This is a genomic window from Ensifer adhaerens (genome assembly GCF_001270265.1).
GTDB classification, from domain to species: Bacteria; Pseudomonadota; Alphaproteobacteria; order Rhizobiales; family Rhizobiaceae; genus Ensifer; species Ensifer adhaerens_B.
On sequence record NZ_LGAP01000001.1, the window covers coordinates 895,258 to 907,111 of the forward strand.

Annotated in this window: 8 protein-coding genes; 4 read left to right on the forward strand and 4 right to left on the reverse strand. The window is 62.5% G+C overall.

The features are described 5' to 3' along the window. Positions 1-151: 151 nt before the first annotated feature. Both alaS and recA read right to left on the reverse strand, forming a co-directional pair. A complete protein-coding gene (alaS, locus tag AC244_RS04330) occupies positions 152-2,815 on the reverse strand; it encodes an alanine--tRNA ligase (protein ID WP_053247524.1) in 2,664 nt (887 codons plus the stop codon). A 228-nt stretch (positions 2,816-3,043) separates the two neighbouring features. Further along, entirely contained in the window at positions 3,044-4,132 is a 1,089-nt protein-coding gene (recA, locus tag AC244_RS04335) for a recombinase RecA (protein WP_053247525.1), read from the reverse strand. A gap of 239 nt (positions 4,133-4,371) precedes the next feature. On the opposite strand from recA, the gene AC244_RS04340 reads away from it, so the two are divergent. Both AC244_RS04340 and AC244_RS04345 read left to right on the forward strand, forming a co-directional pair. Beyond that, a complete protein-coding gene (locus AC244_RS04340) occupies positions 4,372-5,319 on the forward strand; it encodes a carbohydrate kinase family protein (RefSeq protein WP_053247526.1) in 948 nt (315 codons plus the stop codon). Between the two features lie 31 nt (positions 5,320-5,350). Beyond that, positions 5,351-6,280 carry a pseudouridine-5'-phosphate glycosidase gene (locus AC244_RS04345; RefSeq protein ID WP_053247527.1) on the forward strand — a complete coding sequence of 310 codons (930 nt, stop codon included), beginning with the start codon at positions 5,351-5,353 and terminating at the stop codon, positions 6,278-6,280. A 147-nt stretch (positions 6,281-6,427) separates the two neighbouring features. On the opposite strand, the gene cckA is transcribed toward AC244_RS04345, so the two are convergent. Continuing rightward, positions 6,428-9,052: a cell cycle histidine kinase CckA gene (cckA, locus tag AC244_RS04350; protein WP_053247528.1), complete on the reverse strand. Its 2,625-nt coding sequence runs from the start codon at positions 9,050-9,052 to the stop codon at positions 6,428-6,430. 275 nt (positions 9,053-9,327) lie between these two features. Here cckA and AC244_RS04355 point away from each other — a divergent pair, with 275 nt between their 5' ends. Then, on the forward strand, positions 9,328-10,278 hold the full coding sequence (locus tag AC244_RS04355; RefSeq protein WP_053247529.1) for a flagellar biosynthetic protein FliO: 951 nt from the start codon (positions 9,328-9,330) through the stop codon (positions 10,276-10,278). Between the two features lie 102 nt (positions 10,279-10,380). Here AC244_RS04355 and dksA read toward each other — a convergent pair whose 3' ends face one another. Continuing rightward, positions 10,381-10,800, reverse strand: coding sequence for an RNA polymerase-binding protein DksA (gene dksA, locus AC244_RS04360; protein WP_025427181.1), 420 nt, complete (start codon positions 10,798-10,800; stop codon positions 10,381-10,383). A gap of 413 nt (positions 10,801-11,213) precedes the next feature. Between dksA and AC244_RS04365 the strand changes: the two genes are divergently transcribed. Then, positions 11,214-11,735 (forward strand): SixA phosphatase family protein, encoded by a 522-nt coding sequence (locus AC244_RS04365; RefSeq protein ID WP_053247683.1) that lies wholly within the window; start codon positions 11,214-11,216, stop codon positions 11,733-11,735. The last annotated feature ends 119 nt before the right edge of the window (positions 11,736-11,854 follow it).

Genomic DNA, 11,854 nt, shown 5'->3' on the forward strand with positions numbered 1-11,854 from the left:
TTGCTCACGGATCGGTAGACCATAGACGAGTTTGACAAATCCTGCGGAGTTTTGCGGCGAGCAGACAGAGGGCCGGGCAGCGCGCCCCTTGCAGACAAAAAAAGGGCGCCCGAAACGGACGCCCTTCAATTTCGTGTTTCTGTGCCTGGCCTCAGCCGGCCAAGGCTACGGCAACGGCCTCGATAGCTTCGGCTGCCTTCTCGCCGTCGGGGCCACCGGCCTGAGCCATGTCGGCGCGACCGCCGCCGCCCTTGCCACCGAGGGCGGCCGAGGCGATGCGCACCAGATCAACGGCGCTGACCTTGGAGGTCAGGTCGTCGGTAACGGCCACGACAGCACTTGCCTTGCCGTCACCGGAAACGCCGACGAAGGCAACGACACCGGAGCCGAGGCTCTTCTTGCCGTCGTCCGCCAGGCTCTTCAGGTCCTTCGGTTCGACACCGGAAACCACCTTGCCGAGGAAGCGCATGCCGGCGATGTCGCGGGCGGCATCGCTCGATCCAGCCTGACCACCGCCACCGAGCGCCAACTTCTTCTTGGCTTCGGTCAGTTCGCGCTCCAGCTTGCGGCGCTCGTCGAGAAGCGCCTCGACGCGACCAAGCACATCGCCCGGCTGAACCTTGAGCGTGTTGGCAAGCGTCTTTACCCGCTCGTCCTGCTCGTTGAGATAGGCGCGGGCTGCCTCGCCCGTCAGCGCCTCGACGCGGCGAACGCCGGCGCCGACGGCGCTTTCAGAAACGACGCGGACGAGGCCAATGTCGCCGGTCGCCGAAACGTGGGTGCCGCCGCAGAGCTCGACGGAATAGGCTCGGTTGGCCTTGGAGCCGTGGATGCCCTGCCCCATAGACACGACGCGCACTTCGTCGCCGTATTTTTCGCCGAACAGCGCCATCGCACCTTCGGCGATCGCATCGTCGACGCTCATCAGGCGGGTGGTGACCGGCGTGTTCTGAACGATGATCTCGTTTGCCATCTCCTCGACGATCTTCAGTTCCTCAGCCGACATCGGCTTCGGGTGCGAGACGTCGAAGCGCAGGCGCTCAGGAGCGACCAGCGAGCCCTTCTGTGCCACATGGGTGCCGAGCACTTCGCGAAGCGCCTCATGCAGCAGGTGGGTGGCGGAATGGTTGGCGCGCAGGCGCGAGCGGCGGGCATGATCGACTTCGAGCTGAGCCGCATCACCGGTCTTGATCGTGCCTTCGGCAACGACGCCGAAATGGACGAACAGCCCCTCGCCGCGCTTCTGCGTGTCGGTCACAACAAGCTTGCCGCCGTCGGTGATGATCGTGCCCGTGTCGCCCATCTGGCCACCTGATTCGCCATAGAACGGCGTCTGGTTGAGGACGATCTGGACGGTTTCACCCTTGGCAGCCGCTTGAGCCACAGCGCCATCGCGCACGATCGCCTGGATCACGCCTTCGGCGACTTCCGTGTCGTAGCCGAGGAACTCGGTCGAACCATGCTTTTCGCGCAGCTCGAACCAGATGGTTTCCGTTGCCGCTTCGCCGGAACCGGACCAGCTCGCACGTGCCTCGGCCTTCTGCCGCTGCATGGCCGTCGTGAAGGCGTCGGTATCGACGGAAATGCCCTTGGCGCGCAAAGCGTCCTGGGTCAGGTCGAGCGGGAAGCCGTAGGTGTCATAAAGCTTGAAGGCGGTCTCGCCGTTGAACTGGTCGCCTTCGGAAAGGTCGGCCGAGGCTTCGGAGAGCAGGTTCAGGCCGCGCTCCAGCGTCTTGCGGAAGCGGGTTTCCTCGAGCTTCAGCGTTTCCGAGATCAGCGCTTCGGCGCGCATCAGTTCCGGATAGGCGCGGCCCATCTGGCCGACCAGTGCCGGCAGCAGCTTCCACATCAGCGGATCGCGGGCGCCGAGCAGTTGGGCGTGGCGCATGGCGCGGCGCATGATCCGGCGCAGGACATAACCGCGGCCTTCGTTCGACGGCAGCACGCCGTCAGCGATGAGGAAGGCGGACGAGCGCAGATGGTCGGCAATGACCCGGTGGCTGGCACGCTGGTCGCCCTCGGCCTTGACGCCGGTTGCTTCCTCGGACGCAGCGATCAGCGCGCGGAAGAGATCGATATCGTAGTTGTCGTGCTGGCCCTGCAGCACGGCTGCCAGACGCTCAAGGCCCATGCCGGTGTCGATCGACGGACGCGGCAGGTCGACACGCTCTTCCTTGGTGATCTGCTCGTACTGCATGAAGACGAGGTTCCAGATCTCGATAAAGCGGTCGCCGTCCTCATCGGCGGAACCCGGAGGTCCGCCCCAGATCTTGTCGCCGTGATCGTAGAAGATTTCCGAGCAAGGGCCGCATGGGCCGGTATCGCCCATAGCCCAGAAGTTGTCGCTGGTCGGGATGCGGATGATGCGGTCGTCGGAGAGGCCGGCGATCTTCTTCCACAGGCCGAAAGCCTCGTCATCGGTGTGATAGACCGTGACCAGCAGGCGCTTGGCGTCGAGGCCATATTCCTTGGTGATCAGGTTCCAGGCGAGCTCGATGGCGTTCTCTTTGAAGTAGTCGCCAAAGGAGAAGTTGCCGAGCATCTCGAAGAAAGTGTGGTGGCGTGCGGTATAGCCGACATTGTCGAGGTCGTTGTGCTTGCCGCCGGCGCGCACGCATTTCTGCGCGGTCACAGCCGTCGAATAGGGACGCTGCTCTAGGCCGGTGAAGACGTTCTTGAACTGCACCATGCCGGCATTGGTGAACATCAGCGTCGGGTCGTTGCGCGGCACCAACGGGCTCGACGACACCACCTCGTGACCATTCCTGCGGAAATAGTCGAGAAACGTCGACCGGATTTCATTCACGCCGCTCATCTTGCGTCCTATCTGTGCACCAATTCAGGCCCAAGCCCCGGCATTCGCCGCGCCACTCGCCGTTGTCCTTCAACCCCGCAGCCATCGCCGACGGCTGCGCCCTCCAACGCCCTCGGTCGCCGGAACCACAGGCTTTTATCGTTCGCGTCTCATGCTGTCCAGACGGCAGCAAAAAACCGGCCGCCGACGAGGGCGACCGGTTCTGAAAACTCAAGCTTGGCTTGCTACTTATGCTTCGGCAGCGTCGTCGCCGTCGTCCGGTTCCGGTCCACCATTCTCGAGGAATCGGTCGGCGATCAGGCCGGCGTTCTGGCGCAGAGCGGTCTCGATTTCGCGCGACAGGTCTGGATTGTCCCTGAGGAACGTCTTTGCGTTCTCGCGGCCCTGGCCGAGGCGTTGGCTGTTATAGGAGAACCAGGCACCGGATTTCTCGACGATGCCGGCTTTGACGCCGAGATCGACGAGTTCGCCGGTCTTGGAGACGCCTTCGCCGTACATGATGTCGAATTCGACCTGCTTGAAGGGAGGTGCCATCTTGTTCTTGACGACCTTGACGCGCGTCTGGTTGCCGACGACCTCTTCGCGTTCCTTGACGGAACCGATACGGCGGATGTCGAGGCGAACCGAGGCATAGAACTTCAGCGCGTTACCGCCGGTCGTCGTTTCCGGTGAACCGAACATGACGCCGATCTTCATGCGGATCTGGTTGATGAAGACCACCATGCAGTTCGACTTCGAGATCGAGGCGGTCAACTTGCGCAGCGCTTGGCTCATCAGGCGGGCCTGCATGCCCGGCAGACTGTCGCCCATCTCGCCTTCGATTTCGGCGCGCGGCACGAGCGCTGCGACGGAGTCGATGACGAGAACGTCGATCGCCCCGGAGCGAACCAGCGTGTCGGTGATCTCAAGTGCCTGCTCGCCGGTATCCGGCTGCGAGATCAGCAGGTTTTCCAGATCGACACCCAGCTTGCGCGCATAAACCGGGTCGAGTGCATGTTCTGCGTCGACGAAGGCGCAGATGCCGCCCTTCTTCTGCGCCTCGGCGATCGTCTGCAATGCCAGGGTGGTTTTACCCGAGCTTTCCGGACCGTAGATTTCGATGATGCGGCCCTTCGGCAGGCCGCCGATGCCGAGCGCGATGTCCAGGCTGAGAGAGCCGGTCGAAACCGTCTCGATCTCGATGATGCTGTCCTTCCCACCGAGCTTCATGATCGATCCCTTGCCGAACGACCGTTCGATCTGGGAAAGTGCCGCTTCAAGTGCCTTGCTTTTGTCCACCGATTTGTCCTCTACGAGCCGCAAAGAGTTTTGTGCCATTTGGTCCACCTTTAGGTTATTGAAGCTACCGAGGCAATGAAGCCGCCGCACGAGTTTTTGTACATGTTTTGTTCCAGTTTTGCAAGGGCAGCGCAAGGCATTGAAAAATAGGCATTATTCGGATTGTGTTCGATTCATGTTCACGCTTTGCGGCGTAAGTTTTTCGACAGCGCCCAGCGCGCCTTGAGACGATGAACGGTCCCGATCCGATTCGCCTGAGAGACAGCAGAGGAACATTCATGACAGAAGGCGAAATCGCCGTCTTTGGCGGCGCCCATATCGATCGGCGCGGCAGAATCACCGGCACGACTGCACCCGGTTCGAGCAATCCCGGTACCTGGTTCGAGGAAGCGGGCGGCGGCGGCTTCAACGCTGCGCGCAATCTGGCCCGACTGGGTCACAGCGTCCGGATGATCAGCACGCGCGGCGGCGACGCGGCCGGTGAGATGGTGACGGCCGCAGCCGCAGCCGCTGGCGTGATCGACAATCCCCTCACCTTCCTTGACCGCCAGACGCCGAGTTACACCGCGATCATCGAGAATGACGGCAATCTGGTCATCGCGCTTGCCGACATGGATCTTTACCGGATGTTCTCGCCGCGCCAGTTGCAGCGGCGCGCACTGCGCGACGCCATCGCCGACAGCCGGTTGGTGCTGACCGATGCCAATCTGCCGGAAGAGACAATTGCCGCCCTTGTCGACACGGCCTCGACCGATGGGCGCATTGTCGCCGGCATCGCCGTTTCGCCGGCAAAGGTGATCCGCTTCCAGCCGAGCCTGGCCAAACTCAGCTTCCTGTTCATGAACGAGGCCGAGGCCCGCGCACTGACGGGCAAGGATGCTGCGGATGCCGAGGGCTGGCCGCCGCTCCTGCGCGCGGCGGGTCTCAAGGGCGGCGTCGTCACCCGCGGCGGCCGAGCGGTGGTCGCCTTCGATCGCGAATCCGTCTGCGTCGCGACGCCACCGGCTTTGCCGGAGCTCGCCGATGTCACCGGTGCCGGCGATGCCTTGGCGTCCGGATTCCTCGCCGCCCGGCTTGCCGGTCACGATCTTTCGGAATGCCTGCGGCACGGCATTGCCTCCGCCGGCATAACGCTGCGCTCTCCCCTGGCCGCCTCGGAACAAATGTCGCAGGCCAATCTCGAACAGGCGCTGGCCCTTGTGCCGGCGCCGCAAATGCTGGCATGAACGCCGCCAGACGAACTCCCAAGGAAAAACCATGACCAAACCCGCTTCCCCCTTCCTGCCGATGGAATATTCCGACGAGGTTGCAGCCGCCAAGGCGCGTGGCGCGCCGATCGTGGCATTGGAATCGACCATCATCACCCATGGCATGCCCTATCCGGGCAACCTCAACATGGCCCGTAGCGTCGAAGCGATCATTCGCGACCAAGGCGCCGTCCCGGCGACCATCGCCGTCATCCACGGCGTGCTGCATATCGGCCTTGATGACGCCAAGCTCGAAGAGTTGGCAAAGACGGAAGGCGCGATGAAGGTCTCGCGTGCCGATCTCGCCTTTGCGATCGCCGAGCGCCGCACCGGTGCAACGACCGTTGCCGCCACGATGATCGCCGCTGCCCGCGCCGGCATCCGCGTCTTTGCGACCGGCGGCATCGGCGGCGTGCACCGGGGCGCGGAACTGAGCTTCGACATTTCGGCCGACCTCGACGAACTGGCACGCACGGCCGTCATCGTTGTTTGCGCCGGCGCCAAGGCCATTCTCGACATTCCGAAGACGCTCGAAGTGCTGGAAACCCGCGGTGTGCCCGTTGTCACGTACGACAGCGATGTATTCCCGGCCTTCTGGTCGCGCGATTCGGGCCTTAAGAGCCCCTTGATGCTCAACAGCCCGGCGGCAATCGCCAACTTCCAGAACATGCGCGAACTGCTCGGCGTCGATGGCGGCATGCTGATCGCCAACCCGGTTCCAGCCGAAAGCGAGATCCCGCGCGAGGAGATGGAAATCTACATTACCCGCGCGCTCGACAACGCCGAACGTGACGAGATCTCCGGCAAGGAGGTCACGCCCTACCTGCTCGACAACCTCTTCCATCTGACCGAAGGCCGCAGCCTCGAAACCAACATCGCGCTGGTCGAGAACAATGCCCGCCTCGCCGGTGAAATCGCTGTGGCGCTCACCGCAAAGTAAATTTGACGGACGTCAAAAGCGCAAAAAGAAAAGCCCGGCGCACAAACGTCGGGTTTTTTGTTGAGCTTCGCTTTTAGCTAACGCCGAAATGCGCGTCGCCATCCGTCAGATCGGCTCAATGCACCACGCGCTCTTGCGCGGCGTGCCTCAGGAATCCAGCATTTCGCGCACGGCCACTGCCAGTTGCTTCAGCGAGAACGGCTTCGGCAGGAAACCGAATTTTGCGTCGGCCGGCAGATTGCGGGCGAAGGCGTCTTCCGCGTAACCCGAAACGAAGATGAATTTCAGGTCCGGGTATTTCTTGCGCAGCTCCGTCAAGAGCGTCGGCCCGTCCATTTCCGGCATCACCACGTCCGAAACGACGATATCGACGGCGCCATCAAGCTCGTCCATGATCTCGAGCGCTTCGACGCCGGAACCGGCCTCATGGACGGTATAGCCGCGGGTCTCGAGCATGCGCTTGCCGCCGCGGCGGACGGCCTCCTCATCCTCGACGAGAAGGACGACGGCCGAATCGCCGGTGAGATCCGTCGGTTCTTCGGCCTTGGCGACCGGCTTGACGACGGCTTCGACCGGCGGCCGCGCCACCGTTTCGCCCGAGGTGCCCGCCGCCGGCTCGCCGGCGACTTCCGGAATGTCGATATGGCGCGGCAGCAGGATGCGGAATGTCGTTCCCTTGCCGACTTCGGATTCCGGATAGATGTAGCCGCCGGATTGCTTGACGATGCCATAGACCATCGAAAGACCAAGGCCCGTGCCCTTGCCGACTTCCTTGGTGGTGAAGAACGGCTCGAAGATTTTGTCGAGAATTTCTGGAGGAATGCCGGTGCCCTGGTCGGAAACTTCCACCATGACGAAATCTTCTTCCGGCAGCTCGCGCCGGCCAAGAGCCGCGATTTCGCTTGACGGCAGATTGCGCGTGCGAAGCGTGATGATGCCGCCTGTCGGCATCGCGTCGCGCGCGTTGACGGCAAGGTTGAGCAGCACCTGCTCGAATTGGCCGAGATCCGTGCGCACCGGCCAGAGATCGCGCCCGTAGTCGACTTCGACCTTGACGTTGGTTCCAGTCATGCGATCGACGAGCATGCGCAAATCGCCGATCACGTCGGTCATGCTCAGCACCGTCGGCCGCATGGTCTGCTTGCGCGAGAAGGCGAGCAATTGCCGCACCAGAACGGCCGCCCGATTGGCGTTGCGCTTGATTTCCATCAGATCGGCGAAACTCGCATCCGCGGGGCGCGCCGACAAAAGCAGATGATCGGAGGAAAGCAGAATGGCCGTCAGCACGTTGTTGAAGTCGTGCGCGATACCACCTGCAAGCGTGCCGACCGCATTCATCTTCTGCGTCTGCGCCATCTGGTTTTCGAGCGCCTTCTGCTCGGTAATTTCAAGCGCATAGATGATCGCCGCTTCTTCCGGTGCCTGATCGCTTTGGTCGATGACGGCATTGATATAGAAGCGGAAATGGCGTTCGCCATCGGCCGGATGCAGTGCGTCGATCGGGGCGATGTCGCCCTGGCGGTCCTTGGCGGCGGCAAGTGCCTCGTGCAGGCGCCCCTTCTCTGTCGCGTGCACGACCGTTTCGATCAGCGCGCCGCGCTCGACATCGTCCTGGGAGACGAGGCCCGAGAACAGCTTGAGGAACGGCGCATTGGTGCGAAGAATTCGGCCTTTGCCGTCGACCGAGGCGATTGCCATCGGCGTATTGTTGAAGAAGCGGGTAAAGCGCATCGCAGCACTCGACGCCGACTGATCCTCGTCCTCGCCGCCGTCGCGCGACATGACGATCGTCCGGCTTTCGCCGGGCGCGCCGTCGCGTGCCGACGACACCCGGTGCACCATGCGCACCGGCAGGCTCTGGCCGTTGGTCTTGCGCAGATCGAGGTCCAGCACCTTGGTCTTCTTCAGGCCCGGCTCCGCCTGCACCGATTGCACCAGCGTCAACCCCTCGCCGGCGACGAGGTCGCCGATGCTCATGGAGCCCGGCTGGAACTTCGTCAGGTCAATGCCCAGCCAGTCCGCAAGGGTGGCGTTGATGTAGAAGATCTCACCCTTGCGCCCCGCCGAGAAGAAGCCGGCCGGGGCATGGTCGAGATAGTCGATGGCGTTCTGCAGCTCCTTGAAGAACCGCTCCTGGTCATCGCGTTCGGCGGTGATGTCGGCGATCTGCCAGAGGTAGAGCGGATTGCGGTCGCTGTCTTCGAGCGGCAGCACGCGGGCTTTCAAGCGAAACCAGTGGGCGCCGGAGCCGCTGGAGGCAGCGGCGGTGGCAAGCGGCTTCAACAGCCGAAACTCCTCGTGCCCCTGCTTGCCTTCGTGCAGGCCGTTGGTCAGGCGGTAGATCGCTTCGGTCGCCTCGCGGTTCCGCGACAGGATCGTTTCGAGTGACTGGATGCCGCCGGCGTTCTTGGCGCCAGTCAGGGCGCCGTAGGCGGCATTGGCATAAATGATGCGCCCCTTGCGGTCCGTGACGATTGTGCCGTCCTCATGGGCGTCGAGAAAGGCGCGCGCCAACTCGTCCGGCCGCGATTGCGGCATCACCTCGATGAAGCCGATGACCGAGGAGACGAGGAAGAAGATCCCGACCATGGCAAGAACGCCAAGGATGCCGAGCACGATCTCGTTGTCCAGTTCGTTCTTGAAAATCACGAAAGCGATTGCAGAGGCGGTAAGAACGATCGCAAGCAGGACGATCCGCATGACGGTTCCCGGCCTGACGCCACGGTCAACAACCGGCATCTGGTAGTCACCTGACTGCCGCAATTTCGTCATCGGGTCCTCATCTGCCGCCAATACCGCCCGGCCCAAGGCCGGTACGGTCCGGCGCTCCGGCCGGCATCCGCGCAATCCGCCAGGCAAAATCGGCCAATACCGACACGCCCTCGATCATTCGGATAGGAATCATCTTTAACGATCAGAGATAACAGCAAAAAGCACCTCTGCGGAAGCGCAGCGGTCAATTCACAGGGAATGTCGGCGAAGTGCTTGTCCAAGCCCGAAAAAAGCCGTCAAATACTGCCACTCGAAAGGCTAAAGGAGTTCAGCCTATGATGGAAACGATCGTCGGAGACAACGGTAGCCGATTCATTATCGCCGCCGGCGCCGTTGCGATCGGGCTTCTGTGCCTCGTGGTCGTGCTCTGGATCATGCGCAACAGGCCGTCGTCGCCCTTCATTCGCGGCGGCAAGAACAGGCAGCCTCGCCTTGCCGTGCTCGATGCCGCCGCAGTCGACACGCGCCGCCGCCTGGTGCTCGTGCGTCGGGACGACGTCGAACATCTGATCATGATCGGTGGGCCGACGGATATTGTCATCGAGAGCCGAATTGCGCAGATTAACGAGAGCGCATCCACAAACGACGGTCCGGCTGTCATCGAGCCCAAACCGATCGAAACGCCGGCCAACGGCAACGGAACACAGACGTTGGCAGCAGCGCCGGCGCTGTTGCGTCCTGTCGCTCAGCCGGAGGTGGCCGTCGCAACGCCGGCGCGCCCGGTGGCGACGCCACAGGAACTGCCGGTTGCGCGCGTCGAGCCAGCCCCGGCGGTTCGCCCGGCCGTGGAACAGCGTCCGGCTCCCGTGATGGCCGTCGAGCCGCGCCCGGTCGCCGGGATTGCGCCACAGACGCCCGAGATCGTGCCCCCGGTTAGCGCAGCCGACAAAGTGGAGGGCATTTTTGATGCCGCCCGCAGCCGGGTCCTGCCGACCCAGCCGCCGGTGCAGGAACAGCGCCCCGCACCTGTCGCACAACAGCAGCCCGTTGCGCAAAGTGCGCTGTCGGATTTCGAACGCATCCTCGACGCCGAAATCAGCGGAGACCTGCAGCGGCTGACACCGGCTGCAGCCGCTGCACGTCCGGAAAACCGTGTGCCGGTGGCCGCCACAGCCCGCCAGGAGCCGTTGCTCGGCGCACCGCTTGACGATGCCCGCAATGAGCCGACGATCGAGGAAGAGATGAACCGCATGCTCGCCGACATCTCCGCAGGCCGGAAACCCTGACGCATTCTGCGTCACGGCTCCATGAAACAAACACGTGAGCACAAAGAAAAAGGCGCGGTCAAACCGCGCCTTTTTCCAAAGCCTGATCCGGAAATCGGACCGTTATTCGTCCCTATAGACCTTTTCCCGACGCTCGTGGCGCTCCTGCGCCTCGATCGAGAGAGTTGCAATCGGCCGGGCGTCCAGACGCTTCAAGCCGATCGGTTCTCCGGTTTCCTCGCAATAGCCGTAGGTCCCTTCATCTAGCCGCTGTAGCGCCGCATCGATTTTCGAGATCAACTTCCGCTGACGGTCGCGGGCTCTCAGTTCAATCGCCCGGTCTGTTTCGGAAGAGGCTCTGTCGGCGAGATCAGGATGATTGGCGCTCTCCTCGGCCAAGTGATCCAGTGTCTCGCGTGCCTCGCGAAGGATATCGTTTCTCCAAGCATTCAGCTTGGCCCGGAAATAGGCCCGGTGGGTGGCATTCATGAATTCCTCGTCCTCGGAGAGAACAAAGGTACTAAGATCGATCTTCTCACTCAACGCGATTCTCCTGAAGAACATCTCATTGCGGCGGTGTATAGCCCCATGGAAGCCGCGATTCAAGCCTCGGATTAGACACTCAACCGTATTTTAACAATGCTTGCAATTCAGGCTAACTGGCGAATATTTCATCAAAATTACAGATGAGATCTTAGTCGTAAAGATGATCACCTACCCTTCGTCAAGAAGACCGGTCGTAACTTGGATGTCCTGCCGCCAGCGCGGCGCCGCCCTTTGCCGGGATTGCCGCGTCTGGCAGCAAGCGGGCAATCCCCTGAAAAAAGCGGCTCGCAGCTTGATCTTTGCATCGTCGACGGGAAAAGGTGGTGATCCGCCGCGAGACGCGCAAGACCCCGATCCGGCGATATTCGATCCCGTCGCGACCCGCGGCCGGCAGATACCGGAACTCATATATGCAAGACAGTGCCGCCAGGCCCTTCCGTCTCTTCCTCCTGCGTCATGCCCGCTCCGGTTGGGCCCTGCCCGGACAACGTGATTTTGATCGCGCGCTCGACGACACCGGATATGCCGAGGCGGAGCTGATCGCGCAGATGGCGGCCGATCGCGGGATCCGACCGGAGCTGATCTTGTGCTCGACGGCGGTGCGTTGTCGCCAGACCGCGGAACCCTTCTTCCGCACCGTCGGCGAAGACCTCGAGATCCGCTATGTCGACGCGCTCTATACCGGCCCGGCAAGTATCTACACCGACATCATCGATGCCCACCGGCATCTGAGTTCGCTGATGATCGTCGGACACAATCCGATGATCGACGAACTGTTCCACCGCTTTGCCGGAAACGAGGCGGCAGCAGACGCGCTTTCGCATGGGTATCCGCCCGCAGCCCTTGCTATCCTCGACGTCCCGGCAGGCTCTGGCAGCGTTGCTACAGCAACGCTGGTGTCGCTGATGCTGCCAACCAAGGAACCGAAATGACATGCCGTTGTTGCGGTGCGGGAAATGTTTCCTATATCGCCATGGCAAAGACCGCCCGCCACACCTCTCGGCGGCAGGCAATCGCATGAACGAAAGCGGCAAGGTCCGCGAGGGATAGC

Excerpts from the sequence above, each read along its gene's own strand:
- alaS (WP_053247524.1), bottom strand. The coding sequence starts at position 2,815 with ATGAGCGGCGTGAATGAAATCCGGTCGACGTTTCTCGACTATTTCCGC.
- recA (WP_053247525.1), bottom strand. The coding sequence starts at position 4,132 with ATGGCACAAAACTCTTTGCGGCTCGTAGAGGACAAATCGGTGGACAAA.
- AC244_RS04340 (WP_053247526.1), top strand. The coding sequence starts at position 4,372 with ATGACAGAAGGCGAAATCGCCGTCTTTGGCGGCGCCCATATCGATCGG.
- AC244_RS04345 (WP_053247527.1), top strand. The coding sequence starts at position 5,351 with ATGACCAAACCCGCTTCCCCCTTCCTGCCGATGGAATATTCCGACGAG.
- cckA (WP_053247528.1), bottom strand. The coding sequence starts at position 9,052 with ATGACGAAATTGCGGCAGTCAGGTGACTACCAGATGCCGGTTGTTGAC.
- AC244_RS04355 (WP_053247529.1), top strand. The coding sequence starts at position 9,328 with ATGATGGAAACGATCGTCGGAGACAACGGTAGCCGATTCATTATCGCC.
- AC244_RS04365 (WP_053247683.1), top strand. The coding sequence starts at position 11,214 with ATGCAAGACAGTGCCGCCAGGCCCTTCCGTCTCTTCCTCCTGCGTCAT.